18 protein-coding genes and 3 pseudogenes are annotated in these 23,047 nt (G+C 56.0%); 10 read left to right on the plus strand and 11 right to left on the minus strand.

Going from position 1 to position 23,047, the window contains the following annotated elements; genetic code table 11:
• Positions 1-6: 6 nt before the first annotated feature.
• Positions 7-1,407 (minus strand): MFS transporter, encoded by a 1,401-nt coding sequence (locus INF73_RS06080; RefSeq protein ID WP_193541775.1) that lies wholly within the window; start codon positions 1,405-1,407, stop codon positions 7-9.
• 225 nt (positions 1,408-1,632) lie between these two features.
• Between INF73_RS06080 and INF73_RS06085 the strand changes: the two genes are divergently transcribed.
• The gene (locus tag INF73_RS06085; protein ID WP_193541777.1) at positions 1,633-2,451 is read left to right on the plus strand and encodes an AraC family transcriptional regulator; all 819 of its coding nucleotides are present in this window, start codon (positions 1,633-1,635) and stop codon (positions 2,449-2,451) included.
• On the opposite strand, the pseudogene INF73_RS06090 reads toward INF73_RS06085, so the two are convergent.
• Positions 2,452-2,876: pseudogene (locus INF73_RS06090) on the minus strand (class II aldolase/adducin family protein); the annotation flags it as partial.
• Here INF73_RS06090 and INF73_RS06095 point away from each other — a divergent pair.
• Positions 2,856-2,996, plus strand: a pseudogene (locus tag INF73_RS06095) (IclR family transcriptional regulator C-terminal domain-containing protein); the annotation flags it as partial. The pseudogenes INF73_RS06090 and INF73_RS06095 sit on opposite strands and share 21 nt — an antisense overlap.
• Before the next feature lie 4 nt (positions 2,997-3,000).
• On the opposite strand, the gene avtA reads toward INF73_RS06095, so the two are convergent.
• Together avtA and INF73_RS06105 are read right to left on the minus strand one after the other, a co-directional pair.
• A complete protein-coding gene (avtA, locus tag INF73_RS06100; RefSeq protein WP_126327133.1) occupies positions 3,001-4,257 on the minus strand; it encodes a valine--pyruvate transaminase in 1,257 nt (418 codons plus the stop codon).
• A 201-nt stretch (positions 4,258-4,458) separates the two neighbouring features.
• Positions 4,459-6,489, minus strand: coding sequence for an alpha-amylase (locus INF73_RS06105; RefSeq protein WP_193541779.1), 2,031 nt, complete (start codon positions 6,487-6,489; stop codon positions 4,459-4,461).
• 314 nt (positions 6,490-6,803) lie between these two features.
• Between INF73_RS06105 and INF73_RS06110 the strand changes: the two genes are divergently transcribed.
• The gene (locus tag INF73_RS06110) at positions 6,804-7,628 is read left to right on the plus strand and encodes a protein bax (protein ID WP_032644950.1); all 825 of its coding nucleotides are present in this window, start codon (positions 6,804-6,806) and stop codon (positions 7,626-7,628) included.
• A 39-nt stretch (positions 7,629-7,667) separates the two neighbouring features.
• On the opposite strand, the gene xylR is transcribed toward INF73_RS06110, so the two are convergent.
• The 4 genes from xylR to xylF all read right to left on the minus strand — a co-directional run bounded on the left by xylR (position 7,668) and on the right by xylF (position 12,645).
• Positions 7,668-8,846 carry a D-xylose utilization transcriptional activator XylR gene (gene xylR / locus INF73_RS06115; protein ID WP_028015065.1) on the minus strand — a complete coding sequence of 393 codons (1,179 nt, stop codon included), beginning with the start codon at positions 8,844-8,846 and terminating at the stop codon, positions 7,668-7,670.
• A gap of 33 nt (positions 8,847-8,879) precedes the next feature.
• A complete protein-coding gene (gene xylH, locus INF73_RS06120; protein ID WP_028015066.1) occupies positions 8,880-10,061 on the minus strand; it encodes a xylose ABC transporter permease XylH in 1,182 nt (393 codons plus the stop codon).
• A complete protein-coding gene (locus INF73_RS06125; protein WP_028015067.1) occupies positions 10,039-11,580 on the minus strand; it encodes a xylose ABC transporter ATP-binding protein in 1,542 nt (513 codons plus the stop codon). Before INF73_RS06125 ends, xylH begins: the two co-directional genes overlap by 23 nt.
• 72 nt (positions 11,581-11,652) lie before the next feature.
• Positions 11,653-12,645, minus strand: coding sequence for a D-xylose ABC transporter substrate-binding protein (xylF, locus tag INF73_RS06130; protein WP_028015068.1), 993 nt, complete (start codon positions 12,643-12,645; stop codon positions 11,653-11,655).
• A gap of 371 nt (positions 12,646-13,016) precedes the next feature.
• Between xylF and xylA the strand changes: the two genes are divergently transcribed.
• The 4 genes from xylA to INF73_RS06150 all read left to right on the plus strand — a co-directional run bounded on the left by xylA (position 13,017) and on the right by INF73_RS06150 (position 17,418).
• Positions 13,017-14,339 carry a xylose isomerase gene (gene xylA, locus INF73_RS06135; RefSeq protein WP_101865891.1) on the plus strand — a complete coding sequence of 441 codons (1,323 nt, stop codon included), beginning with the start codon at positions 13,017-13,019 and terminating at the stop codon, positions 14,337-14,339.
• 61 nt (positions 14,340-14,400) lie between these two features.
• On the plus strand, positions 14,401-15,855 hold the full coding sequence (gene xylB, locus INF73_RS06140) for a xylulokinase (protein ID WP_028015070.1): 1,455 nt from the start codon (positions 14,401-14,403) through the stop codon (positions 15,853-15,855).
• Between the two features lie 103 nt (positions 15,856-15,958).
• Positions 15,959-16,498 carry an isochorismatase family protein gene (locus tag INF73_RS06145; RefSeq protein WP_028015071.1) on the plus strand — a complete coding sequence of 180 codons (540 nt, stop codon included), beginning with the start codon at positions 15,959-15,961 and terminating at the stop codon, positions 16,496-16,498.
• Positions 16,498-17,418, plus strand: a complete 921-nt coding sequence (locus INF73_RS06150; RefSeq protein ID WP_028015072.1) for a GlxA family transcriptional regulator — start codon at positions 16,498-16,500, stop codon at positions 17,416-17,418. Before INF73_RS06145 ends, INF73_RS06150 begins: the two co-directional genes overlap by 1 nt.
• On the opposite strand, the gene INF73_RS06155 is transcribed toward INF73_RS06150, so the two are convergent.
• Positions 17,411-18,406, minus strand: coding sequence for an acyltransferase (locus INF73_RS06155; RefSeq protein ID WP_126300638.1), 996 nt, complete (start codon positions 18,404-18,406; stop codon positions 17,411-17,413). The two genes, INF73_RS06150 and INF73_RS06155, sit on opposite strands and share 8 nt — an antisense overlap.
• Before the next feature lie 182 nt (positions 18,407-18,588).
• On the opposite strand from INF73_RS06155, the gene INF73_RS06160 reads away from it, so the two are divergent.
• The 3 genes from INF73_RS06160 (at position 18,589) to glyS (ending at position 22,045) form a co-directional block, all read left to right on the plus strand.
• A complete protein-coding gene (locus INF73_RS06160) occupies positions 18,589-18,894 on the plus strand; it encodes a YsaB family lipoprotein (protein ID WP_028015074.1) in 306 nt (101 codons plus the stop codon).
• Positions 18,895-19,054: 160 nt separating this feature from the next.
• Positions 19,055-19,966 (plus strand): glycine--tRNA ligase subunit alpha, encoded by a 912-nt coding sequence (gene glyQ / locus INF73_RS06165; RefSeq protein WP_003860141.1) that lies wholly within the window; start codon positions 19,055-19,057, stop codon positions 19,964-19,966.
• A gap of 9 nt (positions 19,967-19,975) precedes the next feature.
• Positions 19,976-22,045 (plus strand): glycine--tRNA ligase subunit beta, encoded by a 2,070-nt coding sequence (gene glyS / locus INF73_RS06170; protein WP_028015075.1) that lies wholly within the window; start codon positions 19,976-19,978, stop codon positions 22,043-22,045.
• Between the two features lie 93 nt (positions 22,046-22,138).
• Here the strand turns inward: glyS and INF73_RS06175 are convergent, their stop codons facing one another.
• Together INF73_RS06175 and INF73_RS22225 are read right to left on the minus strand one after the other, a co-directional pair.
• Entirely contained in the window at positions 22,139-22,549 is a 411-nt protein-coding gene (locus INF73_RS06175; RefSeq protein ID WP_305038827.1) for a hypothetical protein, read from the minus strand.
• A pseudogene (locus tag INF73_RS22225) lies at positions 22,477-22,659 on the minus strand (hypothetical protein); the annotation flags it as partial. The gene INF73_RS06175 and the pseudogene INF73_RS22225, both read right to left, overlap by 73 nt.
• Positions 22,660-23,047 lie beyond the last annotated feature (388 nt).

Consider the following 23,047-nt stretch of genomic DNA (forward strand, 5'->3'; position numbering starts at 1 on the left):
TTCTCCTCAGGACGGTACGTGACGCTGGCGCAGGTCGGTGGAAATGCGCGACATCATTGGGTTATTAAGCCTGCACCAGCGGATAGTGACCGCCAGCAGCAGGTGGAAAAGGGCAGGCAGCAGCGTCTCCATGGCGGTGATGCCCTGCAGTGAGGCTGGCGTCTGGTTGCCCGCGCCTGGCTGATAGGCCACGGCAATAAACACCAGGCTGATAATCCCGGCGCTTGACGCCCACGCAAGCTTGATGAAAAACAGGTTGAAGGCGAAGTTCATGCCCGACGAACGCACGCCGGTTTTCCACTCGCCGTAGTCATCGGCAAAGGCCATTAGCGAGAAGTGCAGCGGTAGGGTGAAGCCCAGGAGCACGCCGTTGCTTAAAATAACGATCAGCCATAGCGTCTGGTGCGCCGGGCCACCCGGCAGAAACCACATGCCCACCGCAAGCGCAGCGAGCACCAGGTTGGTGTAGTAGTAGAGTTTGACGGTATCAATACGGCGCGACAGCGGGCTGACGATCACCGCGCCCAGAATAGCGGCAAAGGTCACCATGGTGAAAAACAGCGAGGTGTACGCCGTGCTGCCCTGAAGTACGTAGGTGATAAAGTACATATATCCACCGCCGCGAATGTTGAAGACGTTGATCAGCAGAAACGACATCAACAACATCAGCAGCAGCTGATCGTTTTTACGCAGGCCCGCCAGGTGCTCGCGCAGGGTGAATTTGCCCATCAGCGCCAGCGGAACGCGTTCGCGAACCCAGAAGAAGCAGCACAAGAACATCACCACGGCGATAGCGCACAGCACGCCAACGCCCAGTTGATAACCCTTCGCGGCATCGCCCTGACCCAGCTCCGCTACCAGCCACGGCAGGCCAACGGAGACCAGAAAGCCCGCCACGCCGCACAGCACAAAGCGCCAGGACTGGCAGGCGATCACCTCGTTGTGGCGGGTGGTCATGGTGTTGATCAGCGCGCAGTAGGGCACGTTGATGGCGGTATAGCCCACGGATAACAGCAAATAGGTGCCGAACGCCCAGGCGATTTTCACGCCCATGCTGGCTTCCGGAACGGTGAAGGTCATTACGCCGATAATGCCTATCGGGACGGCGACCCACAGCTGCCAGGGACGAAATCGGCCCCAGCGGCTCTGCGTGCGGTCAGCAATGACGCCCATCACCGGATCGGAAATGGCGTCAAACACGCGAAGGGCAATAAACAGCGTGCCCACCAGCGCAGGGGTGAGACCAAATACATCGGTATAGAAAAAGGTCAGAAAGTTCATGATCAGGCAGGTAATTACCGTGCCGCCCGCATCGCCCAGGCCGTAGCCCATTTTCTCGCGGACGGACAGCCGGTCATCGACTTTCTGTTTTGCAGCGTCTGCGTCTGTAATCGGTGTGGAAGTCATGAAGTAACTCCTCGGAGATCGAATTTATTATCGTATTTATGCTGGGTACCTCTTTATTCTGCATCGAACGGGAAGGCCAACAAGGGAAGGGAAAAGTATAAAAAGGTGACGATTCCGACCTGATGATAAAAATGTGATTTCGATCGGACAGATATTTTAATATTGATTAATAATCAACGGGTAAGTCGAATATTAACGACAATAAAAGCGGAATGGTGAATATCCATGCTCGAATTATCCATAGCGCTTCCGGTTAAGGTTCAAAATGGCGGGCTATTTATCTCCCGCGGAGTGGGCCGCCACCCTGCGCGAAAATTAACATCGTGGGAGATTATTTTTGTCGAAAAAGGGACTTTAACGATCCAGGAAGAAAATCATGTTTTTGATGTTAATGCGGGAGAGAGTTTATTGCTCTGGCCGCAGCGTCGGCATGTGGGCGTGGAGGATTTCCCGGCGGACCTGCGCTTTTACTGGCTGCATTTTGAGGTGGAGCCGCAAGATCCAACGTTACCCAACGCTGCTTCTCTGGCAATAGAACAACACTGCCGCGTAAGGGATGCGGAATATGTGATTGCGCTCTTTCGTCAATTCCTCAGCGAGCAGGAGAAATTACGGCGTAGCATGGCGCTGGAGATGATTTTATTATTGATTTTACAGCAGGTGTCGAACTCTTCAGGATATGAAGACAGCGCAGATCAGGCCGGCGCGGCGATGGCATGGAAGGCAAAACAGCTTATTCGCACGCAGTTTCATTTACCGATATCCACCTCGCAGCTGGCAAAAGCGTTGCACTGTAATGCAGATTATCTCGGGCGCGTCTTTCGCCGGACTTTCCATTTAACCCTGACGGAGGCGATACATCGCCAGCGCGTCAGGGCGGCGGAAAAACTCCTGCTCAACGACGCTGCGTCATTAACCGAGGTCGCAGCGCGCTGCGGCTTTAACGACGTGGGATATTTCCGGCAGATATTCTCGAAGCATACCGGGTTAACCCCCGCCGTCTGGAAACGGCGGTACTGTAAGGAGCATATTAATTCCGGTTGATTACTGCCCGTAATAGGCGTTCGCCCCGTGCTTGCGCAGATAATGCTTGTCCAGCAGCGCCTGCTGCATAGCCGGTAACTGTGGTGCGAGCTGGCGTGAGAACAGGCCCATATAGGCGCACTCTTCATCAGCCGCGTGCAGGGGATCGCTCCGTAGAAATAGTCTGCGTGTGTCGTGCCCCAGGCGGGTAAATCCTGTCCCGCCTGCGACCAGATGGTGGCGTGGCGGGAATGGGTATGTACGATGCCGCCAATCTCCGGATAACGGCGATACAGTGCCAGATGGGTTGGTGTATCAGAGGAGGGTTTTTTACTGCCTTCGACCACCAGACCGGTGGCAATGTTCACCACCACCATATCCTCCGCCGTCATCACGTCGTACTCCACGCCGGACGGCTTGATGACCATCATGCCGCTTTCGCGATCTCCATTTCGTTGTCGACGTCCCGCATGAAGCAGGTTGGCGAGAAAAACCTGCTCAAGCCTCTGCGCGAAACGGCAGAGGCGATATCAAAAGAGCTGGGTTTTAACGTGCGTGAGGGGTAGCGTGTTACTGGCTGCCTTCGTGCCACGCTTTTTCAATTTCTTCGGCGAGAATTTTGACGCCCGCTTCGATTTTTGCCGGATCGGGCACGTAGTTCATGCGCATGCACTGGTGCGTGTGCGGCCACGGCTTATCCAGACCCGGGAAGAAGTAATCGCCCGGCACCATCAGCACGCCACGCTTTTTCAGTCGCTGATAGAGCAGTTCTGTAGTGATCGGCAAATCCTTAAACCACAGCCACAGGAAAATCGCTCCTTCAGGTTTGTGGATCAGGCAGCGTTCTTCCGGTAAGTAGCGGCGAAGCGTCGCAATCGTCTCCTGAACGCGCTGGTAATAGAACGGTTTGATGACTTCATTAGACAGACGCAGCAGGTCGTTGCGTTTGATCATTTCGCACATCATCGCCGGACCGATACCGCCTGGTGAAAGGCTGATAATGCCGTTCATATTGGTTATGGCGGTGATGATTTTCTCGTTGGCGATGATGATGCCGCAGCGGCTGCCCGGCAGACCCAGCTTGGAGAGGCTCATGCACAGGACAATGTTCGGGTTCCACAGCGGACGTGCTTCGCTGAAGATAATGCCCGGGAACGGTACGCCGTAGGCGTTATCGATCACCAGCGGAATGCCGTGCTGATTTGCCAGCGCATCCAGCTTCATCAGTTCGTCATCGGTGATCACGTTGCCCGTTGGGTTAGTCGGGCGTGATACGCAGATCATGCCCGTCTCTTCGCCAATATGCAGGTGTTCAAAATCGACGTGATATTTGAACTGGCCTTCCGGCAGCAGCTCGATGTTCGGGCGCGCGGAGACGAACAGATCCTCTTCCAGGCCGGAATCAGCATAGCCGATATACTCCGGTGCCAGCGGGAACAGCACCTTTTTGGTGGTGCCGTCGGCACGACGCCCTGCGAAGAGGTTAAACAAGTAGAAAAACGCGCTCTGGCTGCCGTTTGTTAGTGCAATATTCTGTGGTTCGATATCCCAGCCCAGCTCTTCACGCAGCATTTTGGCAAGGAGAGTCAGTAGCTCGGTTTTACCCTGCGGACCGTCGTAATTGCAGAGCGCATCGGTCGCTTTGCCGTTTTCCAGCATCTGCGCGAGCAGCGTCTGGAAATAGGTTGTCATCTCCGGAATTTGCGCCGGGTTTCCGCCGCCGAGCATGATGGCACCCGGTGTGCGCAGCCCGTCGTTGAGGTCCTCCATCAGGCGTGTAATGCCTGAATGGCGGGTGAATTTGTCGCCAAAAAGTGAAAACGTCATAGCAGGTGTTCTATCGAGCTTATTTTGAAAGTGGGTAACCATAACGCTAGCACTGTGCTGGTGCAAATCGGGAGATGTGGTCGGATTTGTTGTTTTGTATGGCCGAGAGGGATTTTTGTAGTGAATAGTTCTGGTGGGTTTCACCCCTCACCCCCGGCTCACTCCCCATGCGGGAAAAGGGCCAGGGTGAGGGGGGGGTAATTATTGATTACCCGCCCATACCACCATCACCTTATCGCCCTTGTGCTCGCGCACGAAGCCGTACGCCTCTTTCAGCGAAAGCGTGGTTTGCTTGCCTTCACCGATCGCCGGATGGCGGGCGCGGAACTGGCCCAGCGTTTGCCAGTGGGCGACGGTTAAGGCCTGCTTGCCCGTCACGTCCTGCCAGTTCATATCCGAGCGGGTACCCTGCAGCGGGTCAGACCCCGTCGGGCCAAACGGACGCTCGGATTCATCACCGTAATAGATTTGTACGCTGCCCGGTGCCAGCAGGAGCAGCTGCGCAGCGCGCTGGCCTCCTTCGCGGAACAGGCGTGTGTCATGGGAGGAGAGATAGCTCAGCACGTTGAAGCTTTGCAGCTTTTCCGCCATTTGCTGCCAGGTGAGATCCATATCGGCCAGGCAATCCACCGCTTTTGCCGCCTGCTCCTGATAATCAAAGTTGATCATCGCGTCGAAACCGTGGCGGTAATAGTCGCTTTGCATCACTCCGTGACCCCAGGACTCGCCGGTCATCCAGAACGGTGCGTTATCGAGCTTTTTGTCCGGGTTGGCCCCTTTCCACGCGGCCAGCGCCTGACTAGCCTGGTCCTTTAACTGCTGCCAGGCCGCAAGCTCGACGTGCTTCGCGGTATCCACCCGGAAACCGTCAATGCCGTAGTCGCGCACCCACTGGCTGAGCCAGTGGGTGAGATAGTCGCGCGGGGTATATCCCGGGATGGCTTTCGCGTGGGTATCGGGCTTGTGCTGATAAAAGTTGGGTAATCCGGAAGGGGCGGTGGATTCCGTTTTCAGATCAGGTAGGAACGCCAGCGACATGGTTAAATCGTCAAAGCCGGGGTTGTCGTAATCACCAATGTCGGTGCGGATCCATTTCTTGCCCCACCATTTTTCCCATGCGGCTTTGTCGCTAAAGTTGATGTAATCGTTGAAGCTATGCCAGCTTTGGCCCGCGCCCGGCTTCCAGTCCGTCCAGCGGTCGCCCAGGGTTTTTTTCAGCTCATCACCCTGCAGATACAGCGCGCCAAACTGGTACTCCTGCATGTCCGCAAGCGTCGCGTAGCCCGCGTGGTTCATGACGATATCGAACAGGATGCGAATGCCGCGCCTGTGCGCTTCATCAACAAGATGGCGCAGATCATCCTCGGTGCCCATGTTGGCATCGAGCTTCGTCCAGTCCTGGGTGTAGTACCCGTGATAGGCATAGTGTGGGAAGTCCCCTTTGGTGCCACCGCCTACCCAGCCGTGGATCTGCTCAAGCGGGGAACTTATCCAGAGCGCGTTCACCCCCAGTTGCTGTAAATAGTCGAGCCTGCTGGCGAGCCCTTTAAGATCGCCACCGTGGAAGGTGCCAATTTCCTGCATGCCGTCTTTGTGGCGACCGTAGCTGTTGTCGTTGCCCGGGTCGCCATTCACATAGCGGTCTGTCAGTACAAAATAGACCGTGGCGTTTTGCCAGCTAAACGGCGCTGGTTTGTCGGTTTCGGCGCGCTCGAGCAGCAGCAGGCCGTTACTGTTGGCGGCTGGCTGCAGGGTGATTTTTCCATCTTGTACGGTGGCCGTCTGTTTGCTGTAGTAGTCGCGCACGACGGATCCTTCCGGGAAGGTATGGCTGACGTCCAGCGTCAGCGGCTTACCGTCCCACTTCGGGCACTGGCGGATAACGCTTGCAACCGGCTGTTCTGCGGTGCTCTGAATTGTCAGCAGCAGCGTGGGCGTCCCGGATCGGGTATCAATCCGCATCTGGTATTCACCGTCGCGGAAAATGCGCCACTGCGGCGGAGACCCGTCGCAGGGCTTGAGCGACAGCATCTCATTGAGTTTTATCGCCTCCGAAGGCTGCCAGCACGTCTTGTCAAAACCCAACGTCAGAGGACGCGTACCCTTCGTAAGCTTTGCCTGGCTGGTGAAAACCCCGGTGCCTTCGGCGCGGAATGCGTTAAACCCCGGCGATGACCAGTCGGCATGTGCCAGAGCGGGTAACATCAGAAAAGCTATTGCGGTGCGTTTCATTCCTGGTTCCTGTCGCGGATTTTTTGACCAGTTTGCCAGTAGGCGGGCGGGAAAAACTCATCCCCTGTCGCTTTCTGCCAGGAGGATGCGTGAGGATGAGTGATCTTCCGCAAAATTAGGCAGTTATCTGCGATATCGCACACATTTTTTCAGGAATGATGTTTTTATGAGCAAGTTTCAGGTGACATAGTTTCGGATTTGGACTATTTCTATACGTGCTCTTGAAGTCTATTTTTGATATGATTTGAGATTCCGCTCTCAAATTTGTGAAAAAAATAAGGTGTTGGGATGATTACATCCGACCAGGAGACCTAATGATATCGACTCCCATTCGACGATATGGGGCCGCGATACTCATGTTACTCACCACGACATTTTCGGGTGGGGTGCTTGCGAAGACGCACACGGATACAACGAGTAAGAAAGCCCACGTAATAAAGACGACAAGTAGTAAGGTTAGCAGTAAACAAGAGTATTCTCGCAATAGTGCAAAGAGTAGTTCACTTCCTGATTTGCGAAAATACCCTTCCGGAACACCAAGAAAAAAAGCGTTTCTCCGGACGGTAATGCCTTACATAACAAGTCAAAATGCCGCGATTACGGCGGATCGTAACTGGTTAATTTCAAAACAGTACGATAGCCGCTGGTCGCCGTCTGAACGCGCGCGTCTGAAAGACATCACGAAGCGCTACAAACTGAGCTGGAACGGTAACACGCGTCGCGTACCGTGGAATGCTCTCCTTGAGCGTGTGGACATTATCCCAGGCAGCATGGTAGCGACCATGGCAGCAGCCGAAAGCGGCTGGGGAACCTCTAAGCTGGCGCGTAATAACAACAACCTGTTCGGCATGAAATGTGCGAAAGGGCGTTGTACGAATGCGCCTGGCAAGGTGAAAGGCTATTCGCAGTTTGAATCTGTGAAAGATTCCGTGAACGCCTATGTGGTGAATCTGAACACGCACCCGGCCTACTCATCGTTCCGTAAATCACGCGCTCAGCTGCGTAAAGCGGACCAGGAAGTGACGGCCAGTACGATGATCCACAAGCTGAAAGGTTATTCGACGAAGGGGCAGAGCTATAACAACTATCTGTTTGCTATGTACCAGGATAACCAGCGCTTAATCGCCGCCCATATGTAATCTCAAAAAAACGCCTTCCACTGGAAGGCGTTTTCTTTTCTAGATCAGCACCTCGCTGTGGCGATCCCGGTACTCTTTCGGCGTGGTGTCATACTCTTTGCGAAACACCGAATAGAAATACTGCAGCGAAGGATAGCCGCACATCTGCGAGATTTCGTTGATCGACAGTGACGTAGAGACAAGCAGGCTGCGGGCCTTCTCCAGCTTCTCCGCATGGATGACGGCATGAATGGTTTCGCCCACCTCTTCTTTGAACCGCTTCTCCAGATTCGAGCGGGAAATGCCCACCGAGTCCAGCACCTGATCGACCTTAATCCCTTTGCAGGCGTGGTTGCGGATATAGTGCATGGCCTGAATGACGGCCGGGTCGCTCAAGGAGCGATAATCGGTTGAGCGACGCTCAACGACGCGGACGGGGGGAACCAGCAGGCGCTGAAGCGGCAGAGCCTCTTTATCCAGCAGGCGATGCAACAGCTTTGCCGCCTGATAGCCCATCTGACGTGTGCCCTGTGCTACGGAGGAGAGCGCCACGCGGGACAGGTAGCGGGTAAGCTCTTCGTTATCAATGCCAATCACGCACAGCTTTTCGGGCACCGGAATGTGTAAGTGTTCGCAGACCTGCAGCACGTGCCGCGCGCGCGCGTCCGTCACGGCAATAATGCCGGTTTGCGGTGGCAGCGTTTGCAGCCAGTCCGCCAGGCGGTTTTGCGCGTGCTGCCAGTTTTCCGGTGCGGTTTCCAGCCCCTGATAGACCACGCCGCGGTACTTCTCCTGTGCGACCAGCTGGCAAAACGCATGTTCACGCTCCACGGCCCAGCGCTTGCCGCTGGTGGCGGGTAAACCATAAAACGCGAAGCGATGGACGCCTTTCTCCTTTAAATGGAGAAAGGCGGCCTCGACCAGGGCATGATTATCGGTGGCGATGTAGTGGACCGGCGGGTAGTGTTCGGGTGAATGATACGAGCCGCCGACGCCCACGATCGGCACGTCGACGTCGGTCAGCAGTTGTTCGATGACGGGGTCGTCATAGTCGGCGATAACGCCATCACCCAGCCAGTCTTTGATGTTCTCCAGACGGGTGCGGAAATCTTCTTCAATAAAAATATCCCATTCGGATTGCGACGCCTGCAAATATTCACCCACGCCTTCTACCACCTGACGGTCGTAGGCTTTGTTGGCATTGAATAACAACGTAATGCGGTGACGCTTTTCAAACATGGCTCGCTTCCCAATTAAGTCACAATGCGGTTATCAGGCTCGTCGCTTGGTGGCAGAGTCCATCCAGACTGCCAGTAAAAGAATGGCCCCCTTGACGATATACTGCCAAAACGTCGGGACGTCCATCATACTCATCCCGTTATCCAGCGACGCCATGATAAATGCCCCCATGACCGCGCCCGCCACGCTACCGATACCGCCTGCGAGGCTGGTGCCACCGATGACGCAGGCAGCGATAGCATCCAGCTCGGCGATGTTACCGGCGGAAGGAGAGCCTGCCCCCAGACGCGAGCTGAGGATCAACCCGGCGATAGCGACCATCAGGCCGTTAATGGCGAAAACCGCCAGCTTGGTACGTTCGACGTTAATACCTGACAGGCGAGCAGCTTCAAGGTTGCCGCCAATGGCATAAATACGGCGGCCAAACGCGGTGCGCGTCGCCATAAACATGCCGCCGAGCAGTAACAGCGCCAGCAGCAGTACCGGCGTCGGAACGCCGCGATAGTCGTTAAGAAGCCAGATGGCGCCCAGCACAATGACCGCCGTCAGCGCCTGACGTCCTACCACGGACGTTGACGCTGGCGACGCAAGACCCAGCGCCTGACGGCGCATACGTCCACGCCACTGCCACGCGACAAACGCCAGCAGTCCCACCACGCCGATCGTAAAGCCTATGCTATCCGGGAGGTAACTCTGGCCAATTTGCGACATCGCCGCGCTGGTCGGGGAAACGGTCGTGCCGTTGGTGATACCGATCAGGATCCCGCGGAAGGCCAGCATTCCCGCCAGGGTGACGATAAACGATGGCACCTTCCGATAGGCAACCCACCAGCCGTTCCAGGCCCCCAGTACCAGCCCCAATACCAGCGTGACCGCCACGGTCAGCGGCAGCGGCCAGCCGAGCCAGACGTCAAAAATGGCCGCCACGCCGCCGAGAAGACCCATCATCGACCCGACCGACAGGTCGATTTCCGCAGAGATGATCACGAACACCATGCCCACGGCCAGGATGCCGGTGATGGCGGTCTGGCGGAGCAGGTTTGAGACGTTACGCGCGCTTAAGTACGAGCCATCCGTCATCCACGTGAAGAACAGCATGATGACGATAATCGCCGCGATCATCACGAAAACCTGCAGGTTCAGCGCTTTTAGCCCCGCGAACGCGCCGGGCGTCGGAACAGCGACTTTGATATCAGACGGATTGCTTTTCGACATGACGTTCGCTCCTTAAAGCGGCTTCCATCACCTGCTCCTGCGTCAGGTTCTGGTTAATCAGGTTGGCTTTCAGTTTCCCCTCGTGCATGACCAGCACGCGGTCGCTCAGGCCGAGCACTTCGGGTAACTCAGACGAGATGACAATGACGGCAATCCCTTGCTGTACAAGCTGATTAATCAGTTTGTAGATTTCGTATTTGGCACCGATATCGATCCCGCGCGTCGGCTCATCAAGGATTAATATGCGTGGATTGAGGAGCAGACAGCGCGCCAGAATCGCCTTCTGCTGGTTACCACCGCTCAGTCGGCCAATCGCCAGTTCCGGCGAGGAGGTTTTGACCTTCAGCCGGGCAAGTGACTGAAGGATGCACTGCTGCTCGGCGGCATCATCCAGGCTGCTCAGCGCGCCGGAGAACCGATCGAGTGCCGCAAGGGTGATGTTTTTACCCACCGCCATGACCGGTACGATGCCGTCTTTTTTGCGGTCTTCCGGAACCATGGCAATGCCGCGGGCAATCGCCTGCTGGCAGTTGTCGATTCTCACGGGCTGGCCGTCTATATATATCGTGCCCTCCCAGCGCCCTGGCCACACGCCAAACAGGCACTGCACGGCTTCGGTACGCCCGGCACCGACGAGCCCAGCAATCCCAAGAATTTCGCCGCTGTGAAGGGAAAACGAAACGTTATTGACCCGCTTAATGTGGCGGTTAACGGGGTGCCACGCGGTCAGGTTTTCCACGCGCAGCACTTCATCGCCCTTAGTGTGGGGCTCATTCGGGTAGAGCGCGGTCAGCTCGCGGCCCACCATCATGGTGATGATGTCATCTTCACTCATGCCCGCAGCTTCACGCGTGCCAATGTGTTGCCCGTCGCGGATCACGCAGATGGTGTCCGAAATGGCTTTTACCTCGTTCAGCTTGTGCGAAATGTAGATGCAGGCGATACCGTGGTTTTGCAGATCGCGGATGATATTGAGCAGAACCGCAGTTTCCTGTTCGGTGAGCGACGCCGTTGGCTCATCGAGGATCAGCAGCCTGACCTGTTTATTCAGCGCCTTCGCAATTTCGACCAGCTGCTGTTGCCCCAGGCCCAGGTCGCCCACGCGGGTATCCGGTGAAATGTTGAGGCTCACCTGCGCCAGCAGCTTTTCACAGCGGAGCGTCATGTTGTCGTAATCCAGCACGCCGTGGCGGGAAATCTCGGCTCCGAGGAAGATGTTCTCCAGCACGGTGAGATGTTTCACCAGCGCCAGCTCCTGGTGGATGATGGCGATGCCTTTGCGTTCGGTGTCGCGAATGTGCGTCGCCTGGATGACTTCACCGGCAAAGACAATTTCGCCTTCGTAACTGCCGTGCGGGTAGATCCCACACAGGACTTTCATCAGCGTTGATTTGCCCGAACCGTTCTCGCCACACAGCGAAACCACTTCGCCAGGGTTCAACCGGAGACTGACGTTGTCGACGGCTTTCACCGCGCCGAAGCGCTTGGTGATGCTTTTCATTTCAAGTAAATAAGGCATAACTGCTCCACATAACCCGAGGGAAGAACAGTACAACGTGATGCGCCCCCGCAGAGCAGGGGCAGCGCCGGATTACAGTTCGCTCTTCTTGTGGAAACCGTCTTTAATAACGGTGGCGTCAATGTTCTCTTTATTGACTTCAATTGGCGTGAGCAGGCGAGCCGGAACGTCTTTCAGGCCGTTATTCAGCGTTGCATCTGCTTTAGGTTGCTTACCGTTGCCCAGCTCAACGGCAATTTCCGCCGCCGTATTGGCAAGTTCGGTAATCGGTTTGTAGACCGTCATGGTCTGGGTACCTGCGATAATGCGTTTTACGCCCGCCAGGTCGGCATCCTGACCAGAAATCGCGACTTTACCGGCCAGTCCCTGGGCACTCAGAGCCTGAATAGCCCCGCCTGCTGTGGCATCGTTGGAGGCCACGACAGCATCAATTTTGTTGTTATTAGCCGTCAGCGCATTTTCCATAATCTTCAGGGCATTTTCTGGTAACCATCCGTCGGCCCACTGATCGCCGACCACCTTAATTTTGCCGCTGTCGATGTACGGCTTAAGGACCTTCATTTGCCCTTCGCGGAACAGTTTGGCGTTGTTATCCACCGGCGAACCGCCCATCAGGAAATAATTGCCTTGAGGCACTTTGTCGATCAGGCTTTGCGCCTGTAATTCGCCCACTTTTTCATTGTCGAAGGAAATATAATAATCAATATCGGCGTTATTAATCATGCGGTCATAAGCGAGAACTTTTATGCCTTCCTGCTTCGCTTCTTTCACCACGTTACTTAATACCTGGCCGTTATAAGGGATAATGACCAGAACATCGACTCCCCGGTTGATCATATTCTCGATCTGCGACATTTGCGTTTCTTCATTGCCGTTAGCCGACTGAACAAACACATTCGCACCGAGTGATTCCGCTTTTTTCACAAAAATATCGCGATCTTTTTGCCAGCGCTCCAGACGCAGGTCATCAATCGCCATGCCAATTTTGACCTCCTTGGCATGCCCTGCAAAGCTTGCAAGGAGGAGCGTAGTGCAGAGCGTTAGGGTCAGGTTCTTTATCTTCATAATTATTAGGCCTTTTTGTAGGGGTATGTGTTGCTGAGATAAAAGAAACATTCACTGCTGGGTCGCAGCAAATTTTTAACGCGGAAAGGCGGGCTGGCAATTACAGATTTTTATCTTCTCATTACGATATTTGGTTTATTTCTGAATTTATGACCGCGATCGGATTTTAAAATTCGTAACGCCTTAATTACATTTGATTCTGGAATGTGCGCCGAAAAATAGTTTGTCTGCGCATTATTTTGCGAGCCAGCGCACAGTTGTGCATTCTCTCAATAGCAGTGTGAAATAACGTAATTGAGCAACCCAAAATGTCTATTCACTATTACTCCTGAATCAACGACTCGCCGCATACCCTGATTATGGAGCTCAATATGCAAGCTTATTTCGACCAACTCGATCGCGTTCGTTACGAAGGCCCAAAAACGACCAATCCTTTAGCATTTCGTCACTACAATCCGGATGAGCTGGTGCTGGGTAAGCGCATGGAAGATCATCTGCGCTTTGCCGCCTGTTACTGGCATACCTTCTGCTGGAACGGCGCCGATATGTTCGGCGTGGGTTCCTTTGACCGTCCGTGGCAACAGCCGGGTGAGGCCATCGAGCTGGCGAAACGCAAAGCCGACGTGGCGTTTGAGTTCTTCCACAAGCTGAACGTGCCGTACTACTGCTTCCATGATGTTGACGTATCGCCGGAAGGGGCGTCGCTGAAAGAGTACCTGAACAATTTTGCGCAGATGGTGGACGTGCTGGCAGAAAAACAGCAGCAAAGCGGCGTGAAGCTGCTCTGGGGTACGGCAAACTGCTTCACCAACCCACGCTATGGTGCGGGTGCGGCCACCAACCCGGATCCGGAAGTGTTTAGCTGGGCGGCTACGCAGGTGGTGACGGCAATGAACGCTACGCATCAGCTGGGCGGCGAAAACTATGTCCTGTGGGGCGGCCGTGAAGGCTATGAAACCCTGCTCAATACCGACCTGCGCCAGGAGCGCGAGCAGATTGGCCGCTTTATGCAGATGGTTGTCGACCATAAGCACAAAATCGGCTTCCGCGGCACGCTGCTGATCGAGCCTAAACCGCAGGAACCAACCAAGCATCAGTACGACTACGATGTCGCGACCGTGTATGGCTTCCTGAAGCAGTTTGGTCTGGAAAAAGAGATCAAAGTGAATATTGAGGCTAACCACGCTACCCTGGCGGGCCACTCATTCCATCACGAAATTGCCTCTGCGATTGCGCTGGGCATCTTCGGATCGGTAGATGCGAACCGCGGCGATCCGCAGCTGGGCTGGGATACCGACCAGTTCCCGAACAGCGTGGAAGAGAATGCGCTGGTGATGTACGAGATCGTCAAAGCGGGCGGTTTCACCACCGGCGGCCTTAACTTTGACGCCAAGGTGCGTCGCCAGAGCACCGACAAATACGATCTGTTCTACGGCCACATTGGCGCGATGGACACCATGGCGCTGGCGCTGAAAGTGGCGGCGCGTATGATTGAAGACGGCGAGCTGGATAAGCGCGTGGCGAAGCGCTACAGCGGCTGGAACAGTGAGCTGGGCCAGCAAATTTTGAAGGGTCAGTTATCGCTTGCGGAGATCGCGAAGTACGCTGAACAACAGCAGCTGGCGCCGCAGCACCAGAGCGGGCATCAGGAACTGCTGGAAAACCTGGTTAATCACTACCTGTTCGATAAATAACAGCATCCAGGCCCGGTAAGCGGAAGCGCCACCGGGCATTTCTGTCAAAGGAGTCACCACAATGTATATCGGGATCGATCTTGGCACATCGGGTGTGAAAGCCATCCTGTTAAGCGAGCAGGGCGACGTGTTAGCAACGCAGACTGAAAAGCTGCAGGTTTCACGCCCGCATCCGCTGTGGTCGGAGCAGGACCCGGAGCAGTGGTGGCAGGCGACGGATCGCGCGATAAAAGCCTTAGGCGAGCAGCACAGCCTGCGCGACGTGAAAGCGCTGGGCATTGCCGGACAAATGCATGGTGCAACGTTGCTGGATAGCCAGCATCGCGTTCTGCGCCCGGCTATTCTCTGGAACGATGGCCGCTGTGCGGAAGAGTGCGCAATCCTTGAAGCGCGTGTGCCCACGTCCCGCGAGATTACGGGCAACCTGATGATGCCGGGCTTCACCGCACCAAAACTTTTGTGGGTACAGCGCCACGAGCCGGAGATTTTCCGTCAGGTGGCGAAAGTCCTGCTGCCGAAAGACTATCTGCGCTTTCGTATGACGGGCGATTTCGCCAGCGACATGTCCGATGCCGCGGGCACCATGTGGCTCGACGTGGCGAAGCGCGACTGGAGCGAGGCGATGCTGGATGCCTGCCATCTGACCCGGGAACATATGCCCGCGCTGTTCGAAGGCTGTGAGGTGACGGGTACGCTGCTGCCAGACGTTGCGGAACGCTGGAATATGCCTGCCGTACCGGTGGTGGCCGGGGGCGGTGATAACGCGGCGGGTGCCGTGGGTGTCGGGATGGTTGAGGCGGGGCAGACGATGCTGTCGCTGGGAACCTCTGGGGTCTATTTTGCCGTCAGCGACGGCTATCGCAGCAATCCCGAAAGCGCTGTGCACAGTTTCTGTCATGCGCTTCCGGGAAAATGGCATTTGATGTCGGTGATGCTGAGCGCGGCATCCTGCCTGGACTGGGCGGCGAAGCTTACCGGCATGGCGGACGTTCCGGCACTCATTGCGGCGGCGCAGCAGGCGGATGACGCGGCGAGTACCGTCTGGTTTTTACCCTATCTTTCTGGCGAGCGTACGCCGCACAACAACCCGGAAGCGAAAGGGGTATTCTTTGGCCTAACCCATCAGCACGGCCCGGCAGAGCTGGCGCGTGCGGTTCTGGAAGGTGTGGGGTATGCGCTGGCCGACGGAATGGATGTAGTGCACGACTGCGGCCTGAAACCGGCGAGCGTCACCCTGATTGGCGGCGGCGCGCGAAGCCCTTACTGGCGACAGATGCTGGCGGATATCAGCGGGTTGCAGCTGGATTTCCGCACGGGAGGGGATGTTGGCCCCGCGCTCGGCGCCGCGCGTCTGGCGCAGATCGCTATGAACCCGGAAAAGCCGCTTTCGCAGCTGCTGCCGCAGCTTACGCTTGAACAGGCGCATGTGCCTGACGCGGCAGGACATGCCCGTTATGCAGAAAGGCGCGAGGTGTTCCGCAAAATCTATCAGCAGCTGCTGCCGCTGATGTCATAAACTCGCTTGTCCGACAGAGGCACGAGGATGTCCTTTTTTGGCCTGTGCGTGCCTCTCTTTCCTTGCCAGTATGGTGACACACCCACTGGCGAGGAGATTTATCATGTCACGCATTGCACTCATCAATATTGATACTCAGCAGTCCTTCCATCATCGCCCTTACTGGCAGGAGGGCGACATTCCTGCCTTTCAGCAGGCGATGCTGGGGCTGATTGAAGGCTGCCAGGCGCGCGGTATTCCAGTCGTTGATATTTTTCATGTGGATGAAGACGGCCCCTTCACGCTGCAAAGTGGCTATGTCAAACCGATGGCCTTTTTGCGTCATCAGCCGGATGTGGTTTTCCAAAAACACGTCCATAATGCCTTCACGGATACCGGGCTTGACCGCTGGCTGCGCGAGCGTGATATCAACCAGCTGATTATCTGCGGCATTCGCACGGAACAATGCTGCGAAACCACCGCTCGGGTAGCATCCGATCTGGGTTATGCTGTGACGTTTGTGAGCGAGGCAACGTTGACGTTTCCCATGATGTACAAGGGCATTACCCTGAGCGCAGCGGAAATTCGCCATCGTACCGAGACGGTACTGGCCGGGCGTTTTGCCGAAATTAAAACGGTAGCGGAGACGCTGGAGTCACTGTAATGCGCATCGACGTCTGGTTCGTGATGTTACCCGGGGTACTGGCACTGGATATGTCAGGCCCGGCGGAGACCTTTGTGCTGGCTGGCGACGCGTTTCGTCTGAATTACATTGGGCCGCAACCGGACGTGCCGACGTCGATAGGCCTGACGATGGGCGGCATCCAGCCGTTGCCGGAAAGTCTGCCCCCGGGGAGTCTGCTGGTCCTGCCGGGGGTGAGCGACTCCCGCGTTCAGTTCTCAACGCCGCAGGCGCAGCAGATCCAGCACTGGCTAATGCGTCTGCAGCCGGTCATTCAGCGCCGGGATATCACGGTGATGTGCGTCTGTTCTGGTGCGCTGCTGGCGGCGAAATCGGGCCTGCTGAATAACAAACAGTGCACAACCCACCATGACGTTATCAGCCGTTTACGCACTGTGGCTCCCACGGCGACGATTAAAGAAAACCGCATCTTTGTACAGGACGAGAATATCTGGACCAGCGCGGGGATCACGTCGGGCATCGATCTGGCGCTGCATATGATTAACCGCCTGTGCGGTCCCGAAAAGGCGCTGGCCGTGGCGCGCGAGATGGTTGTCTGGTTCCGCCGTTCCGGTGACGATCCCCAGCTTTCACCGTGGCTGCGCTATCGCAACCATCTTCATCCGGCGATCCATCGGGCGCAGGATGCGCTCACCGCCGAGCCGCAAAAAACGTGGAGCTTGCCTGATATCGCCGCACTGGCGCACGTCAGCCCGCGCCATCTCACCCGGCTTTTCCAGACGCATTTAGGGATTAGCGTCCGCGATTATCTGGAGCAGCTGCGTCTGGCGGTGGCGGAGCAGTGGCTGATGCAGGGGCGCGGCGTGGAACAGGCCTCGCTGGCGGCAGGCTTCTCCTCCCCGCGCCAGTACCACCGCGCCCGGCAGCGCAGCGTTAGCTGACGAAGCGGCGCGCGTCGATTTTTTGCAGCAGCATCGACAGCAGCAGGCTGATAACCAGCGTAGCGGCAAAAATCCAGACGATATCCAGCACCGGCCAGCTTTTGAGCTCAACGCCCCTTGTTCGCAGGGCGTGGATCACCAGCGCGTGAAAACCGTAAATTCCCAGCGAGTGCCGCGAGATAAAGCCCAGCACGGGAAGGGGACGCGCATTCAGGGTGTTTTTAACGAGCGTGAGCAGCGATACGGCACAGATAAAGACCATCGGCCCGCAATACAGATACCAGGTATCGGCAAAATTGCCGCGCCACTGAAGCTCATGTAGCGTCCCGCGTGAAATCACCGCCACGCCGGCGATAAACAGCGCTCCGCAGAGCCAGTTCAGACCGCGCTTTTGCGTGTCCATCATCCCGATGGCGCGCCCCAGCATGCCGTAAAGCACGTAGTAGAAGGTGTCGCCGTTGATATAGAGGTTCACTGGCAACCATTCGAAACCGTCGATTTTCTGCGAGACCGTGTTCGGGTTGGCGACGATGCCAATCACCACCATCAGGGCCAGAAGCATTTTCCCGCTGACGTTTTTCACCTGAATGAGCGGAGAGACCAGATAGATAACGATGATGGCGAAGAAGAACCACAGGTGGTAGAAAACCGGTTTTTGCAGCAAATATTTGAGGGATAACCCGGCGTTAATGGAGGTAAACAGGGTGATATAGAGCAGGGCAACGGCGCTGTAGAACCCCAGACAGGCCGCGATGCGGATGAAGTGCCTCGGCTGCGCGCTACGCTCGCCAAAAAAGAGAAAGCCGGAAATCATAAAAAACAGCGGCACGCTGACGCGCGACGCTGAGTTGAGGATATTGGCAATATCCCAGTTAACGGGGCTGATGCTGTGGGCATTCGTGACATACCAGGTCGTCGTGTGGATCATGACCACCATCAGACACGCTATTCCTCGCAGGTTATCAATCCAGTTAATTTTTGACGGCATCAGTTCCTCGTATTCCCTGTAAAGTGAGTGGGACTCCCATTGTCCAAAAGTCTTCGTTTGGAAAATTCTGAGTTTTATGCGCAGGCTTGCCGGGAGACCGCGAGATTCGCAGAATGGCAGACCTTAATCTATAAAAGTGTTGATACTAAAAATAACAGCCGCTGACCAGGACGGTAATAAAAATGATGATGAAGCGTGTGGCATCACTCTTTCTGCTGTTGATGCTGGCAGGATGCAGTGCGCCACAGGAAGTCCCCGTGCAAAAAGCGCAGCAGGGAAAAATAAGCCCGGAGCGTTCGCTGAATATGGAAGCGCTCTGTAAAGAGCGGGCCGCTCGGCGCTATAACTCGGACGTTCAGAAAATTAACGTCATCGGATTCGAGCGCTTTCAGGGCAGCTATGAGCTTAGAGGGTATACTGCGCGTAAAGAGGGCTTTGTCTGCTCGTTTGATGCGGACGGTCAGTTTTTACATCTCTCCATGCGCTAGCCTGCTCGCATAATCAACAACCAGACGCCACCAGCGTTCTGGCCGGAAGGCTTATTTCCCAATTTTCCCTAAACAACCCCGTTTCGTACTGTATATCTTGCAGCCAGCGGGTATACTGGTCCCTTCCATTTAAAACCACACGTATCCAGCACGAAATACTATGCAAAAGTTTGATACCAAGACCTTCCAGGGCCTGATCCTGACCTTACAGGATTACTGGGCTCGTCAGGGCTGTACCATTGTTCAACCTTTGGACATGGAAGTCGGCGCCGGCACTTCACACCCGATGACCAGCCTGCGCGCGTTGGGCCCAGAGCCAATGGCGACCGCGTATGTGCAGCCTTCCCGTCGTCCGACCGATGGTCGTTACGGTGAAAACCCGAACCGTCTGCAGCATTACTATCAGTTCCAGGTGGTGATTAAGCCATCACCCGACAACATTCAGGAACTGTATCTCGGGTCGCTGAAAGAGCTGGGTATGGATCCAACCATCCACGACATCCGTTTCGTGGAAGACAACTGGGAAAACCCAACGCTGGGTGCCTGGGGTCTCGGTTGGGAAGTGTGGCTGAACGGCATGGAAGTGACTCAGTTCACCTACTTCCAGCAGGTTGGCGGTCTGGAATGTAAGCCAATCACCGGTGAAATCACCTACGGTCTGGAACGTCTGGCCATGTACATTCAGGGCGTAGACAGCGTTTACGACCTGGTCTGGAGCGACGGCCCGCTGGGTAAAACCACCTACGGCGACGTGTTCCATCAGAACGAAGTGGAGCAATCCACCTATAACTTCGAATACGCGGACGTGGACTTCCTGTTCACCTGCTTCGAGCAGTACGAGAAAGAGGCACAGCAGCTGCTGGCGCTGGAAACTCCGCTGCCGCTGCCTGCCTACGAGCGTATTCTGAAGGCCGCCCACAGCTTCAACCTGCTGGACGCCCGCAAAGCGATCTCCGTGACTGAACGTCAGCGCTACATTCTGCGTATTCGCACCCTGACCAAAGCCGTTGCAGAAGCTTACTACGCGTCCCGTGAAGCCCTTGGCTTCCCGATGTGCAACCGAAACAAATAAGAGGCGGCCATGTCTGAGAAAACTTTCCTGGTGGAAATCGGCACTGAAGAGCTGCCACCAAAAGCCCTGCGCAGCCTGGCTGAATCTTTTGCTGCGAACGTGACCGCCGAGCTGGATAACGCTGGCCTGGCGCACGGTAAAATTGAGTGGTTTGCTGCACCGCGTCGTCTGGCGCTGAAAGTGGCAAATCTGGCGGCGTCTCAGCCGGATCGCGAAGTCGAAAAACGTGGCCCGGCGATTGCCCAGGCGTTTGACGCGGAAGGCAAGCCAAGCAAGGCTGCCGAAGGCTGGGCGCGCGGCTGCGGCATCACCGTCGATCAGGCTGAACGTCTGACCACCGATAAAGGCGAATGGCTGCTGTATCGTGCCCACGTGAAAGGCGAAAGCGCGGAAGCGCTGCTGCCAAACATGATCGCCACTTCTCTGGCGAAGCTGCCGATTCCTAAGCTGATGCGCTGGGGCGCGTCTGACGTACACTTCGTGCGTCCGGTACACACCGTGACCCTGCTGCTGGGCGACACCGTTATCCCGGCGACCATTCTGGGCGTGGCGTCCGATCGCGTGATCCGCGGCCACCGCTTTATGGGCGAGCCAGAGTTCACAATCGACAATGCCGACCAGTACCCGCAGATCCTGCTGGAGCGCGGTAAAGTGATTGCCGACTACGAACAGCGTAAAGCCAAAATTAAAGCGGACGCGGAAGAAGCGGCGCGTAAGATTGGCGGTAATGCCGACCTGAGCGACAGCCTGCTGGAAGAGGTCACTTCTCTGGTGGAATGGCCGGTTGTGCTGACCGCGAAATTCGAAGAGAAATTCCTGGCCGTTCCGGCAGAAGCGCTAGTTTACACCATGAAGGGTGACCAGAAGTACTTCCCGGTTTACGCCAACGACGGCAAGCTGCTGCCAAACTTCATCTTCGTGGCGAACATCGAATCGAAAGATCCGAGCCAGATTATCTCCGGTAACGAGAAAGTGGTGCGCCCGCGTCTGGCGGATGCCGAGTTCTTCTTCAATACCGACCGTAAAAAGCGTCTGGAAGATAACCTGCCGCGCCTGCAGACCGTGCTGTTCCAGCAGCAGCTGGGTACGCTGCGCGACAAAACCGACCGTATCGCGGAGCTGTCCGGCTGGATCGCCCGTGAAATCGGTGCCGACGTTAACCACGCGACCCGCGCGGGCCTGCTCTCCAAATGCGACCTGATGACCAACATGGTGTTCGAATTCACCGACACCCAGGGCGTAATGGGCATGCACTACGCGCGTCACGATGGCGAAGCGGAAGACGTGGCCGTAGCTCTGAACGAGCAGTATCAGCCGCGCTTTGCGGGCGACGATCTGCCGTCCAACCCGGTTGCCTGCGCTGTAGCGATTGCCGATAAGATGGACACCCTGGCGGGTATCTTCGGCATCGGCCAGCATCCGAAAGGCGATAAAGACCCGTTTGCGCTGCGTCGTGCCGCGCTGGGCGTGCTGCGCATCATCGTTGAGAAGAACCTGAACCTTGATCTGCAGACCCTGACCGAAGAAGCGGTGCGTCTGTACGGCGACAAGCTGACCAACGCGAACGTTGTGGATGACGTGATCGACTTTATGCTCGGCCGTTTCCGCGCGTGGTATCAGGACGAAGGTTACACCGTCGACACCATTCAGGCGGTGCTGGCGCGTCGTCCAACCCGTCCGGCTGATTTCGATGCGCGTATGAAGGCGGTTTCCCACTTCCGTACGCTGGAAGCGGCATCTGCCCTGGCGGCGGCCAACAAGCGTGTATCCAACATCCTGGCGAAATCCGACGAGACGCTGAACGAGCGCGTAAACGCCGCGACGCTGAAAGAGCCGGAAGAGATCGCCCTGGCGATGCAGGTTGTGGTGCTGCGCGACAAGCTCGAACCGTACTTCGCGGAAGGTCGTTACCAGGAAGCGCTGGTGGAGCTGGCGGAGCTGCGTGACGTGATCGACGCCTTCTTCGAGAAAGTGATGGTGAACGTAGAAGATAAAGAACTGCGTATTAACCGTCTCTCCATGCTCGAAAAACTGCGCGAGCTGTTCCTGCGCGTGGCGGATATTTCGCTGCTGCAGTAATGTGCCCGTTGTAATAAATGCTAAAAACCCGCTTCGGCGGGTTTTTTTATGGGTCTTTTGTAGACCGGATAAGCGCAGCGCCATCCGGCAGGTTTAGCCGATCGCGATTGTGCCTTCGTCTGTCTGCAGCCAGCGCGGTGCCTTCAGCGTATCAGCAAAGTAGCTGACCAGCTCGCACAGCAAATCTTCCATCACGATTTCAGATTGTCGCGACAGTGAGCCGTTCATCAGCATCTGCGTAAGCTCCTGACAGTAGCGCCCCAGCTGATCGCATTCGGGTCCGAAAGCCGGAACGCGTGACGGGAGTTCCTTCACGGTCAGGCTGGCTTTTAAAGCGTCCGGAACAGGTTCCAGAAGCGTGGGTTGCAGAAGATTCAGACAGGCATAAAGTCTGCCGTAAAGCGCCATTTTTGGGGCGGGTTCTTCGCAATCTACCAGTGCGTCGGTAAAACGTTCGCAGTTATCCGCCAGTTCGGTGAAGTCGGTGGCGTGGTTGAAGGGCAGGGTGAATAAAGAATGAGCTTGGGTTGGGGTAGTAGCCATATTGGCAGCCTCCGATAAGTGATAAAGCTTCCACCACCGGAAATGCTAACTTCGCTGGTGGTGGACTGAACAGAGTTAGCATTACCGGCCTTATCGGATACCGGCGCATCTTTCGATGCCCCTGCTCAGCCCACCATTGAGATGTAGCAAAGCATGCTGCACATAATGTGCCGCCGATAAGATAAGCCAGGATGCTAAACCCGGCACCTGATTTTGCAGGTGCAAAGAGAACTTACTGCTCATCAAAACAGGCGGCAATAGATTTGAGCTATGCCACTGAGGATATTACCATTTCTGGAAAGAGACTCGCAAAATTACCGCAATGAAAAACATATTGCGGGCAGAGGTCTTACAGCGACGCTATGGTCCGGCTGTAAATCGCTGAGGCGTTTCCTGCAGGCCGGGGCGAGGCGCATGGATGCGCCGAGAGGGCGGGCTTTACAGGGATGTTACCTCCGC

This window comes from Enterobacter cloacae complex sp. P6RS (assembly GCF_014982245.1).
GTDB lineage: Bacteria > Pseudomonadota > Gammaproteobacteria > Enterobacterales > Enterobacteriaceae > Enterobacter > Enterobacter bugandensis.

What these genes read in the sequence shown, in the direction of transcription:
- xylR (WP_028015065.1), bottom strand. Translation starts at nt 8,846, where the DNA reads ATGTTTGAAAAGCGTCACCGCATTACGTTGTTATTCAATGCCAACAAA.
- INF73_RS06125 (WP_028015067.1), bottom strand. Translation starts at nt 11,580, where the DNA reads ATGCCTTATTTACTTGAAATGAAAAGCATCACCAAGCGCTTCGGCGCG.
- xylF (WP_028015068.1), bottom strand. Translation starts at nt 12,645, where the DNA reads ATGAAGATAAAGAACCTGACCCTAACGCTCTGCACTACGCTCCTCCTT.
- INF73_RS06085 (WP_193541777.1), top strand. Translation starts at nt 1,633, where the DNA reads ATGCTCGAATTATCCATAGCGCTTCCGGTTAAGGTTCAAAATGGCGGG.
- INF73_RS06080 (WP_193541775.1), bottom strand. Translation starts at nt 1,407, where the DNA reads ATGACTTCCACACCGATTACAGACGCAGACGCTGCAAAACAGAAAGTC.
- glyS (WP_028015075.1), top strand. Translation starts at nt 19,976, where the DNA reads ATGTCTGAGAAAACTTTCCTGGTGGAAATCGGCACTGAAGAGCTGCCA.
- INF73_RS06155 (WP_126300638.1), bottom strand. Translation starts at nt 18,406, where the DNA reads ATGCCGTCAAAAATTAACTGGATTGATAACCTGCGAGGAATAGCGTGT.
- INF73_RS06160 (WP_028015074.1), top strand. Translation starts at nt 18,589, where the DNA reads ATGATGATGAAGCGTGTGGCATCACTCTTTCTGCTGTTGATGCTGGCA.
- INF73_RS06150 (WP_028015072.1), top strand. Translation starts at nt 16,498, where the DNA reads ATGCGCATCGACGTCTGGTTCGTGATGTTACCCGGGGTACTGGCACTG.
- INF73_RS06110 (WP_032644950.1), top strand. Translation starts at nt 6,804, where the DNA reads ATGATATCGACTCCCATTCGACGATATGGGGCCGCGATACTCATGTTA.
- xylA (WP_101865891.1), top strand. Translation starts at nt 13,017, where the DNA reads ATGCAAGCTTATTTCGACCAACTCGATCGCGTTCGTTACGAAGGCCCA.
- xylH (WP_028015066.1), bottom strand. Translation starts at nt 10,061, where the DNA reads ATGTCGAAAAGCAATCCGTCTGATATCAAAGTCGCTGTTCCGACGCCC.
- glyQ (WP_003860141.1), top strand. Translation starts at nt 19,055, where the DNA reads ATGCAAAAGTTTGATACCAAGACCTTCCAGGGCCTGATCCTGACCTTA.
- INF73_RS06145 (WP_028015071.1), top strand. Translation starts at nt 15,959, where the DNA reads ATGTCACGCATTGCACTCATCAATATTGATACTCAGCAGTCCTTCCAT.
- xylB (WP_028015070.1), top strand. Translation starts at nt 14,401, where the DNA reads ATGTATATCGGGATCGATCTTGGCACATCGGGTGTGAAAGCCATCCTG.
- avtA (WP_126327133.1), bottom strand. Translation starts at nt 4,257, where the DNA reads ATGACGTTTTCACTTTTTGGCGACAAATTCACCCGCCATTCAGGCATT.
- INF73_RS06105 (WP_193541779.1), bottom strand. Translation starts at nt 6,489, where the DNA reads ATGAAACGCACCGCAATAGCTTTTCTGATGTTACCCGCTCTGGCACAT.